Origin of the sequence: Aetokthonos hydrillicola CCALA 1050, assembly GCF_017591665.1 — a bacterium.
In the GTDB taxonomy this organism is placed as follows: Bacteria; Cyanobacteriota; Cyanobacteriia; order Cyanobacteriales; family Nostocaceae; genus Aetokthonos; species Aetokthonos hydrillicola.
Genome location: NZ_JAAKGC010000095.1, coordinates 1 through 24,551 on the forward strand (window position 1 = coordinate 1; position 24,551 = coordinate 24,551).

A 24,551-nucleotide genomic window follows, 5' to 3' on the forward strand; every position below is an offset into this window, starting at 1 on the left:
GTTTTCTTCGGCTACAACGCCATCTGGACATTTTGGAATGTACCTACTATGTCTCCACATTTTGCTGATACACGTGCAATAACAAGCGGTGCAGAAGCTCATGCTTTGGGTTTTGATGGTTTACAATTCTTAATAATTATTGGGACTTCTAACTGAGTTACATCAGGGATAGATTTGATCTCTTCCAAAGCTATCCGGTTAGCTGGCTTCGCGAGTTCCAACAAATTATTGATGCCTATTTCTGCACTAGTCTCTGGTAGAAGCTGATCAGCTACAGATGAAGCTTTTATTAGGATATCTGCTTCTTTCCTTAAAATTCCTCCTTGAGCCAGTACCTTGGTAAATTTTCTTTTTGTCTGTTTTTTGACTTCTTCCAAGTACTGTCCAGCTTGCAATAATAATTTTGTGGAAATTTCTTGTATTTTTTTTATTATTTTGATGCGGTCTTGCATCGTCAAGTCTGGATCTTGAAGCTGCTGGGTTAATTCTTTGAGAGAATTTTCAAGATTTTCAAAAAAAGCTATGGTAAAAAATGCTGGGGTCATGCTATTATTACTCCAGTAATAATTTTTTTGATTTATTTTTTTCTCCAGGGGAACTCGTAATTTCCCTGGAGAATTCTTTGATATTACTACGGGGTGGAATGTAACGCAAGAGCCACTATCAGTTTTTTCCTTGATTTTCCACTCATATAAGGAATTCTGATATCAAAAAGCATGATAGATCATGATTGATTATTTATACTGACAAATCTTGCTTATTATTTAACTTTCTAAGTAAGCTTTTCTCCACACAAAAATTTAAAAAGTATTTATCATAGGCGAGAACCATTATATAAATGTAAAAAGAAGAAGCGTTTAGCCTATGCTAGCTGATGCAGCGTTTGATTCAGTTCCCGTTACCGTTCTAACTGGTTATTTGGGAGCAGGGAAAACTACACTTCTGAATCGCATCCTTACCTACGAACACGGTAAAAAAGTGGCTGTGATAGTCAATGAGTTTGGTGAGGTAGGGATTGATAATCAACTCATTATCAATACAGACGAAGAAATATTTGAAATGAACAACGGCTGCATCTGCTGTACTGTTCGTGGGGATTTAATTCGTATTATCGGCAATTTAATGAAACGCCGAGATAAATTTGATCATTTAGTCATTGAAACCACTGGACTTGCTGACCCCGCGCCAGTCATTCAGACTTTCTTTGTTGATGAAGATATGCGGGACAAGTTAGAACTTGATGCTGTGGTGACAGTTGTAGACACAAAGCACATCTGGCAACACTGGGATGCAGATGAAGCACAAGAGCAGATTGCTTTTGCTGATGTGATTTTACTTAATAAGACCGATTTAGTAAAACCAGAACAGCTTGATGAGCTAGAACAGCGGATTCGGTCGATGAATGTGATGGCTAAGATTTACCGTACCCAGAATTGTGAACTATCAATAGATACTGTGTTAGGGTTGAAAGCCTTTAACCTAGATCGCGCTTTAGAAATTGATCCTGAGTTTCTAGGGGAAGATGCACATCAACATGATGAGAGTGTGTATTCTGTGGCTTTAGTAGAACAAGGCGCAGTGGATCGAGAAAAATTACACGCTTGGTTAGCAGAGTTGCTACGTACTCAGGGAACAGATATTTTTCGCATGAAAGGGATTTTGAACCTTGCTGGCGAAGAAAACCGGTTTGTGTTCCAAGGAGTGCATATGATATTTGACGGTAAACCTGATCGCCCTTGGAAGGAAAATGAAACTCCTAAAAATGAACTAGTCTTTATTGGTCGTAACTTGGATGAAGCAAAACTCAGACAAGATTTTCGTGCTTGTATAGCATCTTAATTAATATGCATGCTCATGAAGGAATTTGAACAACAATATTTGGGATCGCTTTCAGATTATCTGACGGCGATCGCTTGGTCTCCAACAGGTAAAACTCTAGCTGCAACTTCTGCGGCTGGGGAAGTTGTGCTGTGGGAAAATGGTAAATTAGCAACTTTGCACACTGGTGACGGTCAATCAGTTGATTGTGTTGCTTTTTCCCACAATGGAAAGTTTTTAGCTGTTGGGGGACAAGATGGACGAGTGAGAATTTGGCAAGAAGGTGAATTAATTACCACTTTAGAAAATTCTCCAGCTTGGGTGGATAAGCTTGCGTGGAGTCCTAATAGTGATCTGCTAGCTTTGGGTCTAGGGCGTTATGTCCAAGTATGGGATGCTCAAAAGAGTGAGATTGTTGTTACGCTAAATTTCGAGTCCTCTTCAGTTTTTGGGATCGATTGGCGTTGTGATGGAGAGTATCTTGCTATTGGGGGTTATCACGGGGTTAAAATATGGAATTGTCAAGACTGGAATGATGATCCATATATTGTACATATCCCTTCAGCCAGTTTAGCGATCGCGTGGTCTGGTAACGGTAAATTTCTGGCTGCGGGTAATTTCGATCAAACCCTCGCTGTTATCGAATGGAATAACCCTGAACCTTGGGTTATGCAAGGCTTTCCTGGGAAAATTCGCCAACTCTCATGGTCTGAACCTACAACCGAACAAGGTGCGCCTTTAATCGCTAGCTGTAGTGTTGACGGTATCGTGGTTTGGGAGAAGCAGGCTGATAACTCTTTAGGCTGGGAAGCCAGAGTGTTAACTAATCATCTTGATATTGTTAATGCGATCGCCTTTGCACCAAACAGCTTTCTTCTTGCTTCTGCTGGTACTGATGGCTGGATTTGTCTTTGGAACGACGCACAGGAAGTATCCCAAATACTAACAGGTGCATCATCTGGTTTTTCTTGCTTAGCTTGGCATCCCCAAGGTAATCTACTAGCAGCAGGTGCTGAAAGCGGTGAATTGATTATCTGGTCTTAGCCAGGTATAAATTATCCCTGGTTCGTAGTTGTACTTTAGTGCATTTACTGAGTATTACCAAAAGGTGTGAAAATCACAGATGAGCTATTTCTGTTATCATCACAGTTGATTATTGTAGTTGAACTATCAAGTTCCTGTCTAATAATCAAATTATCAGGACTGTATGTTTGGGATGATTGCTGTGTATCTACATCAATAGGATTGAAGCCTAGCAAAACCAATCCTCTGGCAGAAGTGTATAGTTGCATTGTTTCATCTACAGTGTTTAAACCGCCTTGACCATTGGGATATAAGGTTCTCATTTTTCCTGAAGATCCCTGCATTTTTAGTCTTGCAACATAAGCGCTTCCACCGTGAGTCCAGTCTAATTTCCAATCTAGGTTAAGCTGCTCGTTATTATTCGGTGCTAAAAGTTGTAGCGGAGCTCCACAAATTTTGTATGTGCGAGGAGTAGCGATATTAGTGATTTGAATATTATTGAGTGTAAGTCCTTGGAGACGACTGAGAACTTGAGGTGGAATTGATCCAACCCCTACCCCCGGTGCTGGCGATGATGTGGATTCTGGAGAAGTTGTTGGTGAAGGCGAAGAGATTTCGGTTGAAATTCCCAGAGGCGAATTCTCAGAAATGCGTTGAGGAATAATCTGTGGCAAAATTCCTCTGCCTAATAAAACCGCCAATACTGCTACAACAATTAGAGGTTTCGAAGGAATTGTTGCGGATGGTCCCTTCTCATCGATAACCAAACATCTAGCAATAATATCATGAAGTGCTTGCTTTTCTGGTGTAAACAATGCCATTATATAGCCGACGATCAAAGTTAGAAAGGAAATAATAATCAGCAATCCACCTACAATTAAGTAAGGAGAACCTTCTCCTCCTGTACTTTGTCCTATAACTGCTATTAAGACACCTACTATAAAAATTAAGAACCAGAGTACCTTAGCAAAATATCTAGCTGTAGCTTGACCAAAAGAAATTCGATTGCCATGAGTATTGGTGACAGTAATCCCTAGCAAACTTTTCCCTAGAGTTGATTGCAAACGAGAGCTTTCCATTATAGCGAAGTAAAGCCAGTTACATATAATGATCAGGATGTTGTACACAACTGCTGCCTGAGAATTCACAGTTTCATTAGGTCGTCCAAAGGCAACGAAGTCAAAGATTATCAGAACAATCCCATCAATTAAAATAGCGACAAATCTTTTGAAAAAATTTGCATATTTAGTCGATTTAGCTGTTGTGACCATATCAATCCTTTCTAATTACTAAGCATCTAGATACTTTGTCATGAAGGGTTTGTCTTCTATTCGTAAACCCTCCTATAAAGAACCCAATGAAAATAGTTATGTAAGAAAGCAGTTTGCTAATATATCTTTTAACAGCTTGTTCCCAAGAAACCTTATTTCCATTCATGTCAGTAACAATAATTCCTAGCACCATCTTCCCCAAAGTTCCCTGGTAGCGGGAGCTTTCCATCACAGGACAATAGAGAAAGCCTAGTAGTACATAGTAAGCTATAATTCTACCCCAGAACTCTGCTTCATTCTTACTATCAGGCGCACCGAATTGAATAAATTCTAAAAATAAACTACAGACAATTAAAATAGTTTTATCTATAAAATCTGCTGCAAGCCTTCTCCAGAATCCTGCATATTTGATTAACGGTGTTGTCGATGAGGGAGGTACATTGTATAAAGTTTTCGTCAGTTCTTGGACTGCTAGTAATGCTTGTGATGCTGATTGATAGCGTTGGTTGGGATGGTAATGCACCATCATGTCTAAAACATTTGCTAAATCATTCCTGACATATACCCGATTTCGCCAGATAACGTTCCCAGTATAAGAGTCTAAAAGTTCTTTGGGTTCTATACCTGTGAGAGCTTCAAGCGCAATCATTCCTACAGCATAAATATCGCTACATAGCATCGGGTTTTGCCGTAGCTGTTCTGCAGGCATATATCCTGGTGTACCAATAACAAAAGTTGTTGAAACTACCTGTCCTTGAGTGTTAAAAACTTGAGTACTGACTTCTTTAACAGCGCCAAAGTCAATTAGCACAATTTTCTGATCTGATCTGCGTCTGATTAAATTCTCAGGTTTTAAATCACGGTGAATGACTTTCTGGTGATGGACAAATTGTAGGACTTCTAGAATATCCCGCAACAAGAAAATGACTTGAGTTTCATGCCATTGTCTACCAGGACTCAACTCTGAACGAAGATTATTGCCGTCAATAAATTCTTGAACTAGAAAAAATTCTTGGTTCTCTTCAAAAAAAGCTAAAAGCCTAGGAATTTGGTCGTTTGTTCCAAGTTTTTGGAGCGTTGTTGCTTCCCGCTCAAACGACTGCTGTAACCACCTCATAGTAGACTGATTAGTGCTTTGAGGTTTGAGTCGTTTAATAACGCATTGATAGTTGCCTGGTTGACCCCGATCTATAGCTATATATGTCTCACCTATACCACCCTCTCCTAGTTTGTCAGCAACGTAGTAGCGTCCGCCAAGTGTTATCCCAATTAAAGGTATTCCAGGCATGAGGATACTCTTCTATTTATAAGAATGTCAAACCCTGACTACAACATGAAACATTCCTAGATATACCATGATTTTAGTGTAAGTATTTCTATTGATACTTTTTTTAATAAACAGGCCAAAATAGCTGGGATAGAGCAATTGGTTTGTCAAACGATCTACTTGCAAGGATATTAGGGACGCACCGTAAAGGATTTCCCTTGCGTTAGCATCTATCTTGAGTATCGGATAGGGCAATTTATTCTTATACCTGTCTCATTCTTTTATGTGAGTGATATCAACAACAAAAGAATTGATGTATCTCACAAAAAATTGTTCATCTTTTGTCGCACAATATTTAGTACTCTTAATTTAGTACTACTTATATGTTCACAAGTAGAGTTTTATTGGATTTTCCCGTAACGGTAGCGCAGCTACGAACATTTCGATTTATTTTAGAATAATTTTCATCAAGAACTACTCTAGAGAAATTGCCCATGATTGTTGATTCCCTCTCCTACACTACCTTCAGCGGTATACAAATATCTCGTTCTAGTACTCAGATCGAGATGAACACAGCGTTGGAAGAAATTTTATTTTACTTAGATTCTCAACGTGGTGGTTTACTCAAGAGTAGCTACGAATATCCAGGAAGATACAAGCGATGGGCAATTGGATTTATCAACCCGCCTTTGGAGTTAACAACACGGGAAAACTCTTTCACAATTTCCTCCCTTAATAACCGAGGCAAAGTACTACTGCCAGTCATCTTAAATAATCTATCATCACATTCCCAACTTGAGGAAATTAAATTAGAGAAAGATTGCATTAACGGCTTAGTTAAACCTACAACACAACTATTTCCTGAAGAAGAACGTAGTAAGCAGCCTTCAGCTTTTACAGTTATTCGCGAAATTTTACATGCTTTCTCAAGTAGCGAGGACGAGCATTTAGGGCTTTATGGCGCTTTCGGTTACGATCTAGTTTTCCAATTTGAGCCAATTACTAAGCGCCTCTCGCGTCCTACAGAGCAGCGCGATTTAGTATTATACTTACCTGATGAACTGATAGTCGTTGATTATTATTCCCAACGTGCTTTTCGTCTGCAGTACGAGTTTGAAACTGCGTATGGTAATACAAAAAATCTCCCCAGAACAGGTGAGTCGGTTGATTATCGCGGAGAACGTCGTGTTCCTGCTAAAGCTGCCGACCATGAAAGTGGTGATTATGCAAAGCTAGTTGAACTAGTGCTAGATTACTTCCGTCGTGGGGATTTATTTGAAGTCGTTCCCAGTCAAAGCTTTTTTGAAGCAACTGAAGCTGCACCTAGTAAGCTATTCCAAACTTTACAACAAATCAATCCTAGTCCCTATGGCTTCATTTTTAATCTTGGTGGAGAGTATCTAATTGGTGCATCTCCAGAAATGTTTGTACGGGTGGAAGGTAGGCGAGTAGAAACTTGCCCGATAAGTGGTACTATTACCAGAGGCCAAGATGCTCTAGATGATGCACACCAAATTCTTCAGTTGCTCAATTCAGGTAAAGAAGAAGCTGAATTAACAATGTGTACTGACGTTGACCGCAATGACAAATCACGGATATGTGAGCCGGGATCGGTAAGAGTGATTGGTCGTCGCCAAATAGAATTGTATAGTCATTTGATCCATACGGTAGATCATGTTGAAGGCTTACTAAGACCAGAATTTGATGCTTTAGATGCATTCTTGACCCATACTTGGGCGGTAACAGTCACAGGTGCACCGAAACGGTCTGCAATACGTTTTATTGAAGAGCATGAGCGTAGTGCTAGACGTTGGTATGGTGGTGCAGTTGGTTACTTAAGTTTTAATGGCGATTTTAATACTGGATTAATCTTACGAACGATTCGACTACAAGATTCAATTGCTGAAGTGCGAGTTGGTGCTACTATCCTTTATGACTCTATACCAGCAGCGGAAGAACAAGAGACGATTACTAAGGCAGCGGCTTTATTTGAAACAATTCGCCGTACTAAGGAAATCGGTGAAAAATCCAATGAGAGTAAAACAACAGTATTAAGCACGTCTATCTCAAATGCGCAAGCAGATAAGCGTGTCTTACTGATTGATTATGAAGACTCGTTTGTTCACACTTTAGCGAATTATATCCGCCAAACCGGCGCGATCGTTACAACATTACGTCATGGCTTCTCTGAATCACTTTTTGACACAGAACGTCCTGATTTGGTTGTTTTGTCTCCTGGTCCTGGTAGACCTAATGATTTTGGTGTTCCTGAAACAGTAAAAGCCTGTATACGTCGCAACATACCGCTTTTTGGTGTTTGCTTGGGATTGCAAGGTATTGTTGAGGCTCTAGGCGGACAGTTAGATGTTCTTCACTACCCTCAGCATGGTAAATCTTCTCAAGTTTCGGTTACTGATTCTAATTCGCTTCTATTTAAAGGGTTACCACAATCCTTTACAGTAGGTAGATACCATTCTATATTTGCCTTACCAGAAACTGTACCTCCCGAACTGAAGGTGACAGCTATTTCTGACGATGATGTGATTATGGCGATTGAGCATCAAACACTTCCTATAGCCGCCGTACAGTTTCATCCGGAGTCAATTATGACACTCACCGGAGGGGTTGGTTTGGCTATTATGAGAAATATTGTTACTATATATACCCGAACTAGAGAGTCGTTAAAAATGACTTAGTAGTTAATTGTTTTTTGTCAAACAGTATCACTGAATCAATCGCAATTCCCAATCTCACGCTGCTTATGATTATTAATCCAGTTACTACTAAGCCTCACATTCTCGAAGAAATTGTCTTGCATAAAAAGCAAGAAGTCGCACAAATGCGTCGGGAACTACCTTTGATTGCTCTACAAAAGCAGTTAACTGCTGCTCCTGCAGTACGAAATTTCCTTGCAGCTTTACAGGAGAGTCCTAGCAAACCTAGCTTAATTGCAGAAGTGAAAAAAGCCTCACCGAGTCGTGGGTTGCTTCGAGATGACTTTGACCCGGTGGCGATCGCCCAAGCTTATGAACGAGGTGGCGCAGCTTGTCTTTCTGTCCTCACAGACCAAAAATTCTTCCAAGGCAGTTTTGATAATCTGCGGAATATCAGAAAACACGTAGCACTACCGCTACTATGCAAAGAGTTTATTATTGACCTCTACCAAATTTATCTAGCACGGACAGCAGGAGCAGATGCTGTACTGCTAATTGCTGCTATTCTACCGGACGAAACACTCCAAGACTTTTTGCGAGTGATTCACGAGCTGGGAATGAAAGCTTTGGTAGAAGTTCATACCTTAGCCGAACTGGATCGGGTATTGAAACTTGATGATATTCGCTTAGTAGGGATTAATAACCGAAATTTACAAAATTTTACAGTTAATTTAGAAGTCACTCAAAATTTATTAACACAGAGACAAGCACAGTTACGCAGTTATGGAATTACCGTCGTTAGCGAGTCTGGGTTATACACGAGTGAGGACTTATCTTTTGTTGCAGAAGCTGGAGCGCGTGCAGTTTTAATAGGAGAATCTTTAGTGAAACAAACTGAAATACAAAAAGCGGTACGCAGTCTGTTACAAAGAGGAAATAGGGCATAGGGCATAGGGCATAGGGCATAGTGATTATGGTTTTACACCCAACACCCAACACCCAACACCCAACACCCAACACCCAACACCTAACACCTAACACCCAACACCCAACACCCAACAACAATGACTTCTATTTCCCAGCGCTTTCAATTTTTACGAGATAATAATCAGTGTGCTTTCATTCCCTTTATTACAGCGGGAGATCCCAACTTAGAGACAACAAAAGAGGCTTTACGCATCTTAGATCGTAATGGCGCTGACTTTATAGAGTTGGGTGTTCCTTACTCCGACCCCTTGGCAGATGGTCCTGTAATTCAAGCCGCAGCAACTCGGGCTTTAGAAAAAGGAACTAAGTTAGAGCAAGTTTTAGAGATGGTTAAAACTGTTACCCCTGACTTGGAAGCACCAATAATTTTATTTATTTACTACAATCCCATTTTAAATCGGGGTATTAGGTCGTTTTTAGAGCAAATCGCCAGTGTTGGGGTAAAGGGGTTGGTTGTACCAGACTTACCGTTAGAAGAGGCAGAACAATTAATCCACGCAGCTAGTGATTTCGGAATAGAGGTGATTTTATTAGTAGCTCCTACAAGTTCCAAAGATCGCATTGCGGCTATCACTCAGTATTCTCAAGGTTTTGTCTATCTTGTGAGTGTAACAGGTGTGACAGGGGTTCGTTCTGTGATTCAAGAAAGAGTGAAGAGTTTGCTAACAGAGATGCGAAGTGTAACAGATAAACCTATTGGTGTTGGCTTTGGCATCTCTAAGCCAGAACAGGCTCGTCAAGTCATGGATTGGGGTGCAGATGCTGTGATAGTGGGTAGTGCTTTTGTTCAACGCTTAGCAACTGGTACCCCTGAGCAAGGATTGCAAGCTATTGAACAACTTTGTCAAGAACTGAAAGCATCTATCACGCCCCCATCTTTACAAAAAGTAGGTTCGGTATAGCGTTAGTAGGCGGTAAGAACTCACATAGAACGAATTAAACGCCTTATTTTCCTATTCCCTGTAAATAAATTGAATTTTGAGGACTTTAACCAGTGGTAAGCACTCCCGATATCAAAACTTCTTCAACTAGCTACCCCGATGCCTTGGGAAGATTTGGGCAGTTTGGCGGTAAGTACGTTCCTGAAACCTTAATGCCTGCATTAAGCGAACTTGAAACAGCATTTGACCAATATACCAAAGACCCAAGCTTTCAAGCTGAACTACAAGGTCTATTGCGCGATTACGTAGGAAGACCCAGTCCTTTATATTTTGCAGAACGCTTGACTGCGCACTATGCTAGACCAGATGGCACAGGGCCGCAAATTTACTTAAAACGTGAAGATTTAAATCATACAGGGGCGCACAAAATTAATAACGCTCTAGCTCAAGTGTTGCTAGCCAAGCGCATGGGTAAGCAGCGCATTATTGCTGAAACAGGAGCAGGTCAGCACGGAGTTGCAACTGCTACGGTCTGCGCTCGCTTTGGGTTACAATGCGTCATTTATATGGGTATCCATGATATGGAACGGCAAGCCCTGAACGTGTTCCGGATGCGCCTAATGGGAGCAGAAGTGCGCCCAGTAGAAGCTGGTACTGGAACCCTTAAGGATGCTACTTCCGAGGCAATTCGTGATTGGGTGACTAATGTAGAAACAACGCATTATATACTAGGCTCTGTTGCAGGACCTCATCCTTACCCCATGCTGGTGCGTGATTTCCATGCTGTGATTGGTAAAGAAACTCGCGCTCAGAGTCAAGAAAAATGGGGAGGAATACCTGATATTCTCTTGGCTTGTGTGGGTGGTGGTTCTAACGCGATTGGATTATTTTATGAGTTTTTGAACGAACCATCTGTAGTTGATCCGGATGTGACAGTAAAGCGATCGCCTAAATCTGAATTAAAAGTTTGGTCGCCCGCGATATATACAGGACACGATCAGCAGAAGTGGACAGGGGAAAAAGTCATAATTCGTGAAATCCTGTTAGAGAATTTGGTAAGGGTTGGAGTGTTCGGGAGAAACGTCAGTTTTGTCTGTAATATCTCAGACTTAGAAATGGGTACAGGCTGAAAAATATTCTTGACAGTTGATGTTTCCTTAGATTGGATAAGTTTTATAGCGCTAAATATAGCACCGCAGTTGGTTTCGACTTCGCTCAACCAACTCAGAGATCGTGAGTTGAGCGAAGTCGAAACTCGTCAACACAGGTATTTTCTTTATCGCAAATCACCTTAAGATACCAAAAATCCTTGAATTGCTCCGACTATAGCTTCTGGGTACTCTTCATGCATTCCTAGCGAACCAGGAAGAATTGCTTTTTGCACTCCTGGTAAAGCTGCTAAAGCGTCCATATCAGCACGAGATTTTGGTGGAGAGGATTCTCCAATAACTACCATTAAAGGTACAGATAAACTTCGAGCAAGCGCCAGAAAATCAGCTTGATTTTTTACAGCGTCAAGGTTACCAGTCACGAAAGCAGCGGGAGCAAATCTTGCTCCTGGTTGTTGAGTATTTTGCCATTTATACTCGATGAAGCTAGGTGTGAGTTTAGCACCATCTACGTAGACGTGGCTACGGTACATGAAACTTAAGAAAGATGGTGCTGTGTTGAGTTTATAGAGAAGTTGACCAGGAATAGGCGATCGCACTAAGTCTCTCACGACCCCAGCAATCTGCTCATTTACTCCCATCGTTGGTAGAGGACCGCGCCAAGTTGGTGCTACCAATACAATACGAGAAAACAGGTGAGGTTTTTCTTTAGCTAATTGCAAAACGTAAGCCGCACTATGACCAGCAGCAACGACTGCTACCGGAGTCTTAAATACTGATGCGACAAACTTTTCAAGAAACTCGTGATATAGTGCAGGTCTATATTGTACAGGCAAACGAGAAGACTCACCAAATCCAGGCCAATCCACTGCTACAATCTGAAAGTTCGGAGATAGTAGCTTACCTATTTCGCCCATTTCTGTACGCATAGAAACAGTGCTGAAAGCAGGAAGCAGTAGCAGTGGTGAACCTTCGCCTAAAGTCTCATAAACAACACGAACTTGCTGGTTTTCAAAGACAAAGATGTACTCTTGAACGACTCCACCAATATCGGTTGTGTTTGATACAGAAAATAAATTGGTTGACATCAGAGATTGCAGCTCGCTAATTGCCAGTTTACTATTAACAGTTATCAGTGATCACTCAACAGTCAAACTGATAACTGATAACTGATAACTTTTCACTGACTACACTCCAGCGCTTTCTTTTGCATGGTTTGGAAAATATTGTAAAATCCATTAGCACGGGAAGGCGTCAGGCTAACATTTAAACCAGTTTCTTGAATAAAATCTGGAGTTAACTGCACAACTTCCTTAGGCGTTAGTCCATTTAACCCTTCCACCAAAAGCCCTACTAATCCTTTGGTCAATTGAGAATCAGAATCGCCGTGAAACACAACCTTACCATCTTCCAAAGCAGCAGTAATATAAACTTGGGAGACACAGCCAGCAACCTTGTTTTCTGGTATTTTATCCGATTCTGGAAACTCTTTGAGCCGTTGACCGTACCAAATTAGCTGTTCATAACGTCGCTTAGGGTCAGAAGCCCGTTGGAAGCGTCCGACAATTTTGGCAAGGTTTGGGGGCAAAGAATCTATAATAGAGGACATAAAAGAGGCGGAACATAATCGCTATCTCTTTGAGTGTAAATTATCTTGAAGCTTCTGTGGGGTCGTTGCTGAAGCCGAAGGTACTGCTAAGCAGACCGCATTTAAATTTTCGCGATCGCCCTTTCAGTAGTAACTACAGCAAGTATAGCAATAAAAACTCCTAGAAAAAGGATAAAATCCCTTTGAGCTATTTTATGCACTTGGGTCGTAGGGATATAAACAACCTTTGCTCCGATAACTGTATTAAGTTCCCAACCAAACCCTTGATTAGCGACATATTTGCCCTGCTTATAGAGAAGTTGTAATGATTGAGGTGCTTTCTCTAAAGTCGAGTGACAACTCAAACAAGCCTTATTAGTAATTTTGATGGGACGAGATGTATAGAAATAGTTCTTCCCACTTATATTTACATATCCTTGCTCGACGTTCTGACCCCCTCGTTGATCTTGATTTTTTAGTGTCTCAATAATTTTGACTTCCCCAGGCGTAGCTTTATGGCTGGGATTAGTCGGATTAATCATCGCAGATCTATAAAGGTAATCTCTGTAATTGTCTTTATAAACACTGGCAAATATATCAAATACTTGATTTGTTGCGAACTCTGGAATTGATTCCTTCAAAAATTTTTGTTCTGATTGTGTTTTTAATAAAGGTGTAATGCGATCACTGTTATACTTGCGTACTGAGTCCATCGCTGAGAGGTTGTTTTAAAAGTGGTTGACTGTGATTTTCATCACATTTTTACCCCCCTTAATCCCCCCTTGGAAAGGGGGGAAACAAAGAAAATCTAGTTCCCTCCCCTTTCCAAGGGGAGGGTTAGGGTGGGGTAAACAAATATTTGATACACTACTACAAACTTTTCAAACATCCTCTGAGATAATTATATTTGCTTGGGTATTCAGCTGATACTCAGCATTCAAATAAACGGTGTAACAAACCATACTAAAAGCAATAATTACCCCCCCAACAAAAATTATTTTTATAGCTTTGTAAGTGTTCCTTATTTCGGATTTTGTAGGCTCAATTTGCGTTGCAAAATGTTCCAGTAACATCCGATGGACGAAGATGTAACCGCCTCCAACTTTTCGCAAAAAAATGCGCTCATTACCATAGTCAAGGAAGCGCGCATAGTTCCAAGGGATACAACCACTGCACCAGAGGAGAAGACGTAGAATTAAGTGTTTAAAACCGACAAATCCTATCCCCTGAGACGACAATAAGGCAGCGCCGTAGCCAAACATAATCCCATTTGCTATCCCAAAAACAATGCTGTTAACTTTAGCTTCAGGTAGCAAAATATATCGAGTCTGAATCAGCCATAAAACTATTCCAGAAAAAAGACCAATCATTGTACTTATTTTAATAGTAGTTCGGACTGATTTCCAGATGCCCTGGTTAAGTCTGGTTGTTTTATCTATTTCAGTCTGTTTTTCCCAGCTTATAATCAGCCAAAGGAGAAACCCAAAAATCAGTCCAAAAATCGGCCCATTTGTAACCGAAAGTATTAGTACAAAAATTAGCGCAAATCCAAAATTCTTCATGGCTTTTTCCCAAGACCATTCTAGGGTGTCAGCTGGTTCAATATCTTTGCTGAAAAATTGATAAATGAGCACACCACATAGAGCATAAAAGAAGCCATAGGTCAGTCCAAATTTTTGACCTAAAACCAGCCAAAACACCAATCCAAAAAGGAGTCCAATGGTTAACCCGTTAGCTAAGCGAGCCACTGTCCCACTAAGAGATCTAATAATTACCCCCCCCAATAAGCTATAAAATAGCCCAGCTATTACACCTCCCATCAGCCCTTCAAATAGACCTTGGTTCCCTTTAAATACACTAGATAGTGGTCCAACATGAAAGACAGCTGCACTCAGTCCCACAGTCAAACAAACACCGATTGAATAGATCAACCGGTGAGAATCTTTTTGTAACCAATTAGGCTGTATTTTCTCAATTAGAAAGACAGATTGAGATGCGATCTGCATCCGTTGCGCCAGCCAACTTAGCCATTGTATTGTCTGCTCGTTTGAGTATTTTTGATTAATACCCTTTCGCTTGAACATCCGCTCAATATAAGCATTTAATAGGTGTTGACGGCGTACCTCTAACGAGCCTGTTTGAGGTAGTTCTTCCACCTTTTTGCCTTGATAAGCCAGAGTCATGATACTAAGGGTTAGCGGAGATTTCGCTAACTCTTGCAGTGTAGTATCTTCGCTCAGCAAAGTTTTGACTGCTTGTAGTGGTTCACCAGCTGCGTCCAAATATTGGTTAACCTGCTCAGGGGTTAGAGAACGGATGTAGATCGCGCCTCGTAATCGCAGACGGTTAGAAAGAACTTCATAATCTGCAATACGACTACAGACCACCATCTCAGTCTGACCATGATCTTGCACAAATTGGTTGATAGATTCGACACAAGCTTCCCGTAGAATCGTTAGTACTGATGTGCATAAGCGTTAAAAGTTACAAATACAGCACTTTTCGGATAAATGAGGCACACCAACAGTCTGAGGGCAAACGCCGTACCCTGCACCGAACCCCTAAAGGGGAACGCGCCTACCAATGTACCTCACGCACCGGCAAAATGCTGTATTTATTTTTTCAAGATTCCAAATGTACAAAAGTTATATTCTTATAAGCGGAAGTAAAACTAACTTTGGTCGCGATCGCCCTTGTAGGACAGCAACTCTCTGTTCATTTAACCTTCACAATTCTTCAAACTGGGGAACCCGGATGTCAGCCGCCTCAAATCGGGAAACCCGATACTCGCTGCTAAGAGCTCCCTGCTCCCTCTTTTACCTATGAAGTTTTGACAAAAAAGATTAACTATTAATGCAAATCTGATCCGTGGGTTAGGGTTTTTTGGTAAGAAATTGACATGATCCTTTTCGATTATTAACAAATTTTGAGGAGAAAGCTCAGTTGTTAACATCTACTCTACTCGCAGCAGCGACAACATCTCTGGAATGGAGCCCAACCGTTGGGATAATTATGATTGTTGCCAACATCATTGCTATTGTTTTGGGCAAAGCTACCATCAAGTACCCTAGTGTAGGTCCAGAATTGCCTTCCCCCAATCTTTTTGGTGGTTTCGGGTTACCCGCTCTATTGGCAACTACGGCTTTTGGTCACATTTTAGGAGCAGGAACTATCCTAGGGTTACATAACTTAGGTAGATTCTAAGCTGTCACTTTACGACTCATGCCATTTCGCTTCTAGGCTCAAATCAATAGACAGCAAGGTACAGGGAGCAGAGGAAGGATTACTCGATGACTCGAAGCTCCCTGTTCCTTACTTAAAAAAGTTTTATAAAAAAGAATACAGCAGTCAGGAGCCAGGAGTCAGAATTAAGTTGTTGGTTAAAACCTCGTTCCTTGTGGACGAGATAGGGGTTAAGACTTTTCTTAAAACACCATCCCTTTATGGATGGTGCATTCTGGCTCCTGAATTCTGACTCCTGACTCCTTTTTATAAAAATTCAAGATTCTTAATTTTATACTTTTTATTTTTATTTTATCTTTGTGAGTGATTGTTAATAAATATCAAATAAAATAGTCACTTGTTATGGGTATAAATTCTGCGAAGTTTTTGTGTGTATTTTCTACTACCATTACTCTTGCTGCGCTCCTACCAGGAACTGCTACAGGACAGTTATCCTTACCTGGAAGTAATCCTGAGCCTGATTCTGCTCCCAGCCCTCCACCAGCACCCGCTTCAACTAAACCAACAACAATCCAGTTAAACAAGCTGCCTGTTGAACAACGTGCAGTCATTCAATCTCTAATGAGAGAAAGAACTCAACAGATTATTTCTGTCTTAGACGAAAATCAAAAATCCAAATTTTATGAAGGATTACGTAAACGTCGTAAGCTAAGCAAAGCCCTTGAGGATGTCACTTTGAGTCCTGAACAGCAAAGTCGTATTAGTGCAATCATTAGCCAATACAACGACAAAATAAATGCTGTTGCAACAGGACAACCAACACAACCAACACAATCGACTCAACAAATTATACCAAGCCCATAAGTAAAAAAGCAGGGGAGCAGAGGAGAGAAATCATCCACTAGGTATGGTGCTTTGAACCATTACTTTTTCGGAAAGAAATAATACCGAGTCTATAAGTAAAGTAAATGCAAGAGGTTGTAGTTGTGCAAAGAGTGCTATAATCGGCTGCTTGTGCTGACCTAAATTTATGCAAATAAAGTCAACAACAAAAGCTTGGGCAGGTGCATTTGGCTATACCCTTGGATCTGGAGATCGCTCACAAAAAATTACCCGACCTCCTAAAGAATTTCTCCCCACTCAACTACAAATCCTTTCAGGTCAAATTCCTGAAGGTTTGCGCGGTACTCTTTACCGCAATGGATCTGCACGACTAGAGCGTGGTGGTATTTATGTAGGACATTGGTTTGATGGAGATGGAGCAATCCTTGCTGTCCATTTCACCGATGGAGGTGCAACAGGATTATACCGTTTTGTTCAAACTAAAGGGTATCAAGAGGAAGCTGCAGCAGGTAAACTGCTGTATGGCAATTATGGGATGACTGCGCCAGGAGCAATTTGGAATCAATGGCGTAGACCAGTAAAAAATGCTGCAAATACTTCAGTACTAGCGCTACCAGATAAACTTTTGGCATTGTGGGAAGGAGATAAACCTTACGCACTGGATTTGCAAAATCTGGAAACTCTTGGTCAAGATGATTTAGAAGGCTTAACAGATGGCTTGGCTTATTCCGCACACTACAAGCAGGATCCACAAACAGGAGAGATTTTTAACTTTGGCATTACCATAGGAGTAAAACCCACGCTCAATATTTACAAAAGCGATCGCACAGGCAAGATTGTACAAAAAACAGTACATCAAATAGAAGGTATGCCAGCATTGCATGATTTTGTTTTTGCAGGACAGTATCTTGTATTTTTCATTCCTCCTGTTCGTTTAAACCTCTTACCTGCTTTATTTGGATTTAGTACTATTAGTGATGCTTGGCAATGGCAACCTAATTTAGGAACACAGGTTTTAGTCATTGACCGTGAAACTCTTGAAATTGTGAGTCGTGGTGAAACAGAACCTTGGTTTCAGTGGCATTTTGGTAATGGTTATGTTGATGCTAACGGTTCTATAATTGCGGATATTGCTCGCTATGAAGATTTTCAGACAAATCAATATCTTAAGGAAGTGGCTACAGGTCAAACTCACACTCCAGGAAAGAGTACATTCTGGCGATCGCACCTCGATCCGCAAACTGGCAAAGTCACCGCAAATGAGCAAGTTTTAGACCGATATTGCGAATTTCCCAGTGTACCACCCCAAAATGTTGGGCAATTATCCCCTCATACTTATCTTTCTATCTTCCGTCAAGGAACAGATATTAGCCAAGAATTATTAAATGCGATCGCACGTTTCGACCACACAACCGATACCCTCACCGAAGCCGACTTAGGAGAAAACCGCTACCCTTCAGAACCGATTTATGCTCCAGATCGCCAAAACCCCAACCAAGGCTGGGTGATAACAGTAGTGTACGACGGCAACTCTCATAGTAGCGAAGTTTGGGTATTTGAGAGCAATCGCTTAAACGAAGAACCTGTGTGTAGACTAGGATTACCCAGTGTCATTCCTCATAGCTTCCACGGCACTTGGAAACCGGCTTAGTAAACGATCCAATGTAGGTGTGTCCTATGCAAGTCCAAAAACAACGTTACTATTCTCCTGAAGAATATCTTGCCTTAGAGGTTCTTGCAGAAAATCGTAATGAGTATATAGATGGTCACATCTTACCTATGACAGGCGGAACCCCTAATCACAATCAAATTGCTGGTAACTTTTATGCAGCGCTGAATTTTGCCCTCAAGCGTCAACCATACCGAGTATTCGTTACAGATCAACGTCTATGGATTCCTCGAAAACGAATTCATACGTATCCTGATGTCATGGTTGTAGCAGGTTCATTGGAATTTTCTGAAAATCGCCGCGATACAATCACCAATCCCTTGATGCTCGCTGAAGTGTTATCAAAATCCACCAGAAGTTATGATATTGACCAGAAATTTGCTGCTTATCGCACCATACCCAGTTTTCAAGAGTACATTCTTATCGATCAATACACAGTTCATGTAGAACAATATTTCAGGACAAACGATCAAAAATGGATCTTCTGCGAGTACGAAGATGAGAATAAGCTTTTAGCTCTAGCCTCTGTTCAGTTTCAAATTTCTCTATCAGATATCTACGACAAAGTTGACTTTGAGATGGTAGATACTAATGAAGCACTCTAAAATAATAGAGTAGCATCATTTTAGACTCTGGACTAATTTAGCAAATTCCATGACCACTTCGCGCCAACGATATCATATTACTACCTTCGGTTGCCAGATGAACAAAGCCGACTCAGAGCGTATGGCTGGCATATTAGAAGACATGGGCTTTGAATGGTCAGAAGACCCAAATGATGCCAGTGTAATTCTCTATAACACTTGCACGATCCGAGATAATGCTGAACAAAAGGTATATTCTTACTTAGGTAGACAAGCAAAACGCAAGCACGAAAATCCAGACCTTACCTTAGTTGTTGCTGGCTGTGTTGCCCAACAAGAGGGAGAAGCACTGTTGCGGCGTGTGCCCGAATTAGATTTGGTGATGGGGCCACAACACGCTAATCGCTTGCAAGATTTACTACAACAAGTTTTTGACGGTAATCAAGTTGTAGCAACCGAAGCGGTTCACATTGTAGAAGATATTACTAAGCCACGGCGAGATAGCACTGTTACAGCTTGGGTAAATGTGATTTATGGCTGTAATGAGCGGTGTACTTATTGCGTTGTACCGAATGTACGTGGTGTCGAGCAATCTCGTACACCAGAAGCAATTCGGGAAGAAATGGTGAAATTAGGTGAGCAGGGTTATAAAGAAGTCACCTTATTAGGTCAAAATATTGATGCCTATGGACGTGATTTGCCAGGAACTACACCAGAAGGACGTCATCTCCATACCCTGACAGATTTGCTTTATTACGTTCACGATGTACCAGGTGTAGAGCGGATTCGCTTTGCGACTAGTCATCCGCGTTATTTTACTGAACGTTTGATCAAAGCTTGTGCAGAACTACCCAAGGTGTGTGAACACTTCCATATACCTTTTCAATCCGGTGATAATGAAGTGTTAAAACGCATGTCACGGGGTTACACTCACGAAAAATATCGTCGCATTATTGATACTATTCGGCAATATATGCCAGATGCATCCATTAGCGCGGACGCGATCGTGGGTTTCCCAGGTGAAACAGAAGAACAGTTTGAAAAGACACTGAAATTAGTTGCTGATATTGGTTTTGACCAGTTGAACACAGCAGCATATTCCCCACGTCCAGGAACACCAGCCGCAGTCTGGGAAGAACAATTGAGCGAGGAAGTTAAAAGCGATCGCCTACAACGGTTAAATCATTTAGTTAGCATTAAAGCATCTGAGCGATCGCAGCGTTACATGGGACGAGTTGAAGAGGTTTTAGTAGAAGATCAAAATCCGAAAGATAAAACCCAGGTGATGGGACGTACACGGGGAAATCGTCTTACCTTCTTTACGGGTGATATTAATGAGCTCAAAGGCAAACTAGTTAAGGTAAGAGTAACTGAAGTGAGGGCTTTTAGTTTAACAGGGAATAGGGAATAGAAAGATTTAGAGCGAGAAATAGTATTTATTGCGTCCTTGTCTTAATTGTTTGCCAAATGTATTAACTCGGGGTTGAAATGCTATGCTGTAGCAGGCAAAGTTTCGACTGCTTTGGAATGCACGCTTTCTGTCGTGTAGATAGAGCGGCTTGAGTTCTTCAGGAAAAAGATAAGTATGACAGGTAAAAAAGTACTATTCTCTGTGTTTCTCTTGGCATTCATATCAAGCTGTTTGATATTTGTTTTCTTCGGCTACAACGCCATCTGGACATTTTGGAATGTACCTACTATGTCTCCACATTTTGCTGATACACGTGCAATAACAAGCGGTGCAGAAGCTCATGCTTTGGGTTATGACCCTTTGTATAACAATGTAAGAGATCCTTGGCAACGCCCTATGAATCTTACACATTTGTGGCAGATTCTTTTTTATTTTGGACTGAATCAAAGTCATACCACGCTTATTGGAAGCATATTTATAATTCTATTTTTCTTAAGCCCTTTCATCTTTATCAAAACACTCCCTACTTCCACAGCTTGTGTACTCTCTTTTGCTTTTATTTCACCAGCTGTTATGTTAGGAGTAGAACGAGCAACACCTGACCTTTTCTTATTCTTTCTTCTGGCTCTAGGATTGAGAATAGGCTATACTTCAACTATTGCCGAAACATTCTTTGTTCTATTTGCATCTTTTCTCAAACTTTTTCCTATTTTTGGTATATTTTTTCTTTTAAAAGAAAGTAAATTTAGATTCTGGGGTTTATTTACCCTAGCTTGTACTGTCTTTTTAATTTACATAATTTTCACATTCAATGATGTAAAACAGATGGTTCACGTAACTCCTAGAGGAACTGAATATTCTTATGGAGTTAATGTTTTTTGGATGCGATTAGAGGAATTGACTCAAAGCCCTCATTTAAAAAATATTAGTGTAATAATTCAATCTTTAGGAAAAAAACTATCATATTTGACGCTAATTACTATATTTATAGTGTCTGGATTATCGGTTTTTAGAAAAAGAGATATAAATTTACTAGAAAATGAACAGCATATTGATGCTTTTAGATTAGGAGCCGGGGTTTATATAGGTACTTTTATGTTCGGTAATAATTGGGATTACCGACTTATATTTTTAATTTTTACAATCCCGCAAATTGTTTCATGGATAAAGAAGAAAATCAACCCTTATTCTTTAATTTGTTGTTTCATATTGCCTGCAATAATCTTGTCTTTTTGGTATTTGATTGTCAAACAAATATTGGGTTCAAATTTGGCGTTTCTTATCGATCAATTTTCTAAATGGGTTGTCTTCTCAGGGTTAGTTTATTTATTGTTGGCTTCCCTTCCTAGCTGGTTGAGCAGTTATTTCTATCGCTTAATAGATATCAACAGAAGTAAGGTATCAGCTTAAATCAGCTTAACTTCTTTTACAATATCAATGTATAAAGATGACAATATTTATTACCTATGGATCATACTGCTGATGACCTGATGAAAAAGCTGTACAATGCTTTTAATCCTTTTGAACCGTTACCCGCCGGAGATAGACAATATGTGGATTGTCAAAAAGAACGGGGAGATGCGGATATTCTGCAAGAATTAGGGCTTCGGATGCAACGGGCAAATACAAAGACTTGTCTATTGTATTCTGGTCATCGGGGTTCAGGGAAATCTACGGAACTATTGAGGTTAAAGCAATATTTAGAAAATCGGCAATTTTATGTAGTGTATTTTGCTGCTGATGAAGAGGATATTCAGTCAGAAGACACTCAGTATACAGACATACTCCTTGCTTGTACTCGGCGATTGTTGAAAGATTTGCACATATTTGCTAAACCAGATCCAATTTTGAACTGGTTAAAAGAACGCTGGAAAGATTTAAAAGACTTAGCCCAAACTGAGATGGAGTTTGAGCGTATGGGAGTAGAATTGCAACTCGCTCAATTCGCCAAGCTAACAGCAAATTTAAGAAGCACTCCTAATTTACGTCAGGAAATTCGCAAAAAAATAGATCCCCACACTCTTACTCTAATTAAAGTGTTGAATGAATTTCTGGCAGATGCAAAAAAGAAACTCCCTGCTGGATACACTCAACTAGCCCTAATTGTCGATAATTTAGACCGTATGGTGTTAGTCAAAGAAGGAGATAGCACCAACTACGAGGAAGTTTTTTTTAACCGCAACGAACAGATCAAAGCTTTAGATTGCCATTTGATTTATACTGCGCCTATTTCTCTATTTTATTCCAAACGAGCCACAGATATTCGGGACATCTACGGGGAATGCCTTATTTTACCGATGATTATGGTGAAAACTCCGGAGGGAGAAATTTACCAACCTGGGCTGAAGAAAGTTAAAGAAGTCATTTCCAAGCGAATTCGGGAAATTGCACCGGAACTATCACTAGAAAAAGAGATTTTTGATAGTCCTAACACTTTAGAAAGACTTTGTTTGATGAGTGGAGGTCATGTCAGAAATTTGCTATTGTTAACTCAAGATGCTATTGGACGTACAAAGGAGTTACCAATTACAGAAACTGCGGTGCGACGAGCAATTACTGAAGCTAGAGATACCTATCGCCGTGCAGTGGAGAATAATCAATGGAGTCTATTAGCGGAGGTATCTCGTTCTAAACGCATTATCAACGATGATGAGTATCGTAGCTTAATGTATAATCGGTGTCTTTTAGAATACCGTTATTTAGATGACGATGGAGAAGTACAACGCTGGTATGATATTCATCCAGTCATTCAAGGAATCGCAGAATTTAAAGAAGCCGTAGCAAAACTTCCATGAACCCAAGTGCAGATAATTGGGATGAAGATTTACCCCCTGAACCAGAACAAGCATATCAAGACTTAGTTCGCGCACTGAAGCGGAAATCTGGATTTGGCTTGTTTTTTGTACAATGTACACCTGTGGAAGCGGAGAACTTAATTGTCAAACTTCCGCAGGATGTTCCGCAGAAGCATATAGCAGTTTTGCACCTGGTTGAGGCGATTGATAATCTATATGAGCGAGTGACTAAGTTTGTTAAAAACAAGCAAGTTGATATTTTATTAATCAAAGGTTTAGAATATTCTTTATATAAATATGAGAAAAGAACTTTTGGCGAAATCACCGAAAGTAAATTTAGTAATTTAACAAGTGTACCGCGTATTTTAAATCATCTGAATCAACAAAGAGAACGGTTTAGAGATGATCTACCGTTTTGCTTTGTTTTTATTTTGCGGTCATTCTCCATCAACTATTTTATCCATCGCGCCCCAGATTTTTTTGATTGGCGTTCTGGAGTATTTGAATTACCAACTACAACAGAATTAGTCGAACAGGAATCATCTCGTCTGATATTGGAAGGAGATTACGAGCAATATTTGAAACTTACCCAAGAACAAAAGATTGAGAAAGTATTGGAAATTCAAGACTTGTTGGCAGAAAAACACCAGACAGAAGATGGTAGTGTAAGGTTATTATTTGAGCTAGGAAATTTGCTGCTTACAGCAAAAGAATACGAAGCCGCGATCGCATCCTACGACAAAGCTGTTGAAATTAAACCAGACTACCACCAAGCTTGGTTCAACCGGGGGTTTGCGCTGGGTGAGTTAAGACGCAACGAAGAAGCGATCGCATCCTACGACAAAGCTGTTGAGATTAAACAGGACTACCACCAAGCTTGGAACAACCGGGGGTTTGCGCTGCGTCAGTTGGGACGCTACGAAGAAGCGATCGCATCCTACGACAAAGCTGTTGAAATTAAACCAGACTACCACGAAGCTTGGTTCAACCGGGGGTTTGCGCTGGGTGAGTTAAGACGCAACGAAGAAGCGATCGCATCCTACGACAAAGCTGTTGAAATTAAACCAGACTACCACCAAGCTTGGATCAACCGGGGGATTGCGCTGGGTGAGTTAAGACGCAACGAAGAAGCGATCGCATCCTACGACAAAGCTGTTGAAATTAAACCAGACTACCACCAAGCTTGGATCAACCGGGGGTTTGCGCTGCGTCAGTTAAGACGCTACGAAGAAGCGATCGCATCCTACGACAAAGCTGTTGAAATTAAACCGGATTACCACCAAGCTTGGATCAACCGGGGGTTTGCGCTGGGTGAGTTAAGACGCTACGAAGATGCGATCGCATCCTACGACAAAGCTGTTGAAATTAAACCAGACTACCACCAAGCTTGGTTCAACCGGGGGATTGCGCTGCGTCAGTTAAGACGCTACGAAGATGCGATCGCATCCTACGACAAAGCTGTTGAAAT

20 protein-coding genes and 1 pseudogene are annotated in these 24,551 nt (G+C 40.6%); 14 read left to right on the forward strand and 7 right to left on the reverse strand.

Annotated elements, in window-relative coordinates:
* Positions 1–98: 98 nt before the first annotated feature.
* On the reverse strand, positions 99–545 hold the full coding sequence (locus G4P69_RS29770) for a hypothetical protein (protein ID WP_208353147.1): 447 nt from the start codon (positions 543–545) through the stop codon (positions 99–101).
* A gap of 319 nt (positions 546–864) precedes the next feature.
* On the opposite strand from G4P69_RS29770, the gene G4P69_RS29775 reads away from it, so the two are divergent.
* Entirely contained in the window at positions 865–1,839 is a 975-nt protein-coding gene (locus G4P69_RS29775; protein WP_208353151.1) for a CobW family GTP-binding protein, read from the forward strand.
* Between the two features lie 15 nt (positions 1,840–1,854).
* A complete protein-coding gene (locus G4P69_RS29780; RefSeq protein WP_243903095.1) occupies positions 1,855–2,862 on the forward strand; it encodes a WD40 repeat domain-containing protein in 1,008 nt (335 codons plus the stop codon).
* A gap of 44 nt (positions 2,863–2,906) precedes the next feature.
* Here G4P69_RS29780 and G4P69_RS29785 read toward each other — a convergent pair whose 3' ends face one another.
* Both G4P69_RS29785 and G4P69_RS29790 read right to left on the reverse strand, forming a co-directional pair.
* Entirely contained in the window at positions 2,907–4,112 is a 1,206-nt protein-coding gene (locus tag G4P69_RS29785; RefSeq protein ID WP_208353156.1) for an RDD family protein, read from the reverse strand.
* A 1-nt stretch (position 4,113) separates the two neighbouring features.
* The gene (locus G4P69_RS29790; protein ID WP_208345300.1) at positions 4,114–5,400 is read right to left on the reverse strand and encodes a protein kinase domain-containing protein; all 1,287 of its coding nucleotides are present in this window, start codon (positions 5,398–5,400) and stop codon (positions 4,114–4,116) included.
* Positions 5,401–5,873: 473 nt separating this feature from the next.
* Between G4P69_RS29790 and G4P69_RS29795 the strand changes: the two genes are divergently transcribed.
* The 4 genes and pseudogenes from G4P69_RS29795 to trpB all read left to right on the forward strand — a co-directional run.
* The gene (locus G4P69_RS29795) at positions 5,874–8,075 is read left to right on the forward strand and encodes an anthranilate synthase (RefSeq protein WP_208345299.1); all 2,202 of its coding nucleotides are present in this window, start codon (positions 5,874–5,876) and stop codon (positions 8,073–8,075) included.
* Between the two features lie 65 nt (positions 8,076–8,140).
* Complete coding sequence (trpC, locus tag G4P69_RS29800) at positions 8,141–8,980, forward strand: indole-3-glycerol phosphate synthase TrpC (RefSeq protein ID WP_208353159.1); 840 nt, start codon at positions 8,141–8,143, stop codon at positions 8,978–8,980.
* A gap of 117 nt (positions 8,981–9,097) precedes the next feature.
* Positions 9,098–9,922 (forward strand): tryptophan synthase subunit alpha, encoded by an 825-nt coding sequence (gene trpA / locus G4P69_RS29805; RefSeq protein WP_208346054.1) that lies wholly within the window; start codon positions 9,098–9,100, stop codon positions 9,920–9,922.
* 92 nt (positions 9,923–10,014) lie between these two features.
* A pseudogene (trpB, locus tag G4P69_RS29810) lies at positions 10,015–10,818 on the forward strand (tryptophan synthase subunit beta); the annotation flags it as partial.
* A gap of 374 nt (positions 10,819–11,192) precedes the next feature.
* On the opposite strand, the gene G4P69_RS29815 reads toward trpB, so the two are convergent.
* The 4 genes from G4P69_RS29815 to G4P69_RS29830 all read right to left on the reverse strand — a co-directional run bounded on the left by G4P69_RS29815 (position 11,193) and on the right by G4P69_RS29830 (position 15,012).
* Complete coding sequence (locus tag G4P69_RS29815) at positions 11,193–12,098, reverse strand: alpha/beta fold hydrolase (protein ID WP_208353162.1); 906 nt, start codon at positions 12,096–12,098, stop codon at positions 11,193–11,195.
* Between the two features lie 92 nt (positions 12,099–12,190).
* Positions 12,191–12,619, reverse strand: a complete 429-nt coding sequence (locus G4P69_RS29820) for a SufE family protein (protein ID WP_208353165.1) — start codon at positions 12,617–12,619, stop codon at positions 12,191–12,193.
* Between the two features lie 101 nt (positions 12,620–12,720).
* Positions 12,721–13,311, reverse strand: coding sequence for a Tll0287-like domain-containing protein (locus G4P69_RS29825; protein WP_208353167.1), 591 nt, complete (start codon positions 13,309–13,311; stop codon positions 12,721–12,723).
* 168 nt (positions 13,312–13,479) lie between these two features.
* On the reverse strand, positions 13,480–15,012 hold the full coding sequence (locus tag G4P69_RS29830) for an NACHT domain-containing protein (protein WP_208353171.1): 1,533 nt from the start codon (positions 15,010–15,012) through the stop codon (positions 13,480–13,482).
* Between the two features lie 529 nt (positions 15,013–15,541).
* On the opposite strand from G4P69_RS29830, the gene psaK reads away from it, so the two are divergent.
* From psaK to G4P69_RS29870, 8 genes are all read left to right on the forward strand, one after another.
* Entirely contained in the window at positions 15,542–15,802 is a 261-nt protein-coding gene (gene psaK / locus G4P69_RS29835; protein WP_208353175.1) for a photosystem I reaction center subunit PsaK, read from the forward strand.
* A gap of 381 nt (positions 15,803–16,183) precedes the next feature.
* Positions 16,184–16,645, forward strand: coding sequence for a hypothetical protein (locus G4P69_RS29840; protein ID WP_208346248.1), 462 nt, complete (start codon positions 16,184–16,186; stop codon positions 16,643–16,645).
* A 166-nt stretch (positions 16,646–16,811) separates the two neighbouring features.
* A complete protein-coding gene (locus tag G4P69_RS29845; protein ID WP_208353187.1) occupies positions 16,812–18,275 on the forward strand; it encodes a carotenoid oxygenase family protein in 1,464 nt (487 codons plus the stop codon).
* 26 nt (positions 18,276–18,301) lie between these two features.
* Positions 18,302–18,898, forward strand: a complete 597-nt coding sequence (locus tag G4P69_RS29850) for a Uma2 family endonuclease (RefSeq protein WP_208353192.1) — start codon at positions 18,302–18,304, stop codon at positions 18,896–18,898.
* Between the two features lie 49 nt (positions 18,899–18,947).
* A complete protein-coding gene (gene miaB / locus G4P69_RS29855) occupies positions 18,948–20,288 on the forward strand; it encodes a tRNA (N6-isopentenyl adenosine(37)-C2)-methylthiotransferase MiaB (protein ID WP_208353202.1) in 1,341 nt (446 codons plus the stop codon).
* 174 nt (positions 20,289–20,462) lie between these two features.
* Positions 20,463–21,698: a hypothetical protein gene (locus G4P69_RS29860; protein ID WP_208353207.1), complete on the forward strand. Its 1,236-nt coding sequence runs from the start codon at positions 20,463–20,465 to the stop codon at positions 21,696–21,698.
* A 56-nt stretch (positions 21,699–21,754) separates the two neighbouring features.
* Complete coding sequence (locus tag G4P69_RS29865; RefSeq protein WP_208353210.1) at positions 21,755–23,083, forward strand: P-loop NTPase family protein; 1,329 nt, start codon at positions 21,755–21,757, stop codon at positions 23,081–23,083.
* Positions 23,080–24,551 (forward strand): tetratricopeptide repeat protein (locus tag G4P69_RS29870; RefSeq protein ID WP_208353218.1); only part of this gene is annotated, 1,472 nt, incomplete at its 3' end. The genes G4P69_RS29865 and G4P69_RS29870, both read left to right, overlap by 4 nt.

Bases quoted from the DNA above. Each gene is read 5' to 3' on its own strand.
- G4P69_RS29865 (WP_208353210.1), top strand. From the start codon at position 21,755: ATGGATCATACTGCTGATGACCTGATGAAAAAGCTGTACAATGCTTTT.
- G4P69_RS29775 (WP_208353151.1), top strand. From the start codon at position 865: ATGCTAGCTGATGCAGCGTTTGATTCAGTTCCCGTTACCGTTCTAACT.
- G4P69_RS29815 (WP_208353162.1), bottom strand. From the start codon at position 12,098: ATGTCAACCAATTTATTTTCTGTATCAAACACAACCGATATTGGTGGA.
- miaB (WP_208353202.1), top strand. From the start codon at position 18,948: ATGACCACTTCGCGCCAACGATATCATATTACTACCTTCGGTTGCCAG.
- G4P69_RS29780 (WP_243903095.1), top strand. From the start codon at position 1,855: ATGAAGGAATTTGAACAACAATATTTGGGATCGCTTTCAGATTATCTG.
- G4P69_RS29790 (WP_208345300.1), bottom strand. From the start codon at position 5,400: ATGCCTGGAATACCTTTAATTGGGATAACACTTGGCGGACGCTACTAC.
- G4P69_RS29840 (WP_208346248.1), top strand. From the start codon at position 16,184: ATGGGTATAAATTCTGCGAAGTTTTTGTGTGTATTTTCTACTACCATT.
- G4P69_RS29795 (WP_208345299.1), top strand. From the start codon at position 5,874: ATGATTGTTGATTCCCTCTCCTACACTACCTTCAGCGGTATACAAATA.
- G4P69_RS29770 (WP_208353147.1), bottom strand. From the start codon at position 545: ATGACCCCAGCATTTTTTACCATAGCTTTTTTTGAAAATCTTGAAAAT.
- G4P69_RS29820 (WP_208353165.1), bottom strand. From the start codon at position 12,619: ATGTCCTCTATTATAGATTCTTTGCCCCCAAACCTTGCCAAAATTGTC.
- G4P69_RS29785 (WP_208353156.1), bottom strand. From the start codon at position 4,112: ATGGTCACAACAGCTAAATCGACTAAATATGCAAATTTTTTCAAAAGA.
- trpA (WP_208346054.1), top strand. From the start codon at position 9,098: ATGACTTCTATTTCCCAGCGCTTTCAATTTTTACGAGATAATAATCAG.
- trpC (WP_208353159.1), top strand. From the start codon at position 8,141: ATGATTATTAATCCAGTTACTACTAAGCCTCACATTCTCGAAGAAATT.
- G4P69_RS29845 (WP_208353187.1), top strand. From the start codon at position 16,812: ATGCAAATAAAGTCAACAACAAAAGCTTGGGCAGGTGCATTTGGCTAT.
- G4P69_RS29850 (WP_208353192.1), top strand. From the start codon at position 18,302: ATGCAAGTCCAAAAACAACGTTACTATTCTCCTGAAGAATATCTTGCC.
- G4P69_RS29860 (WP_208353207.1), top strand. From the start codon at position 20,463: ATGACAGGTAAAAAAGTACTATTCTCTGTGTTTCTCTTGGCATTCATA.
- G4P69_RS29825 (WP_208353167.1), bottom strand. From the start codon at position 13,311: ATGGACTCAGTACGCAAGTATAACAGTGATCGCATTACACCTTTATTA.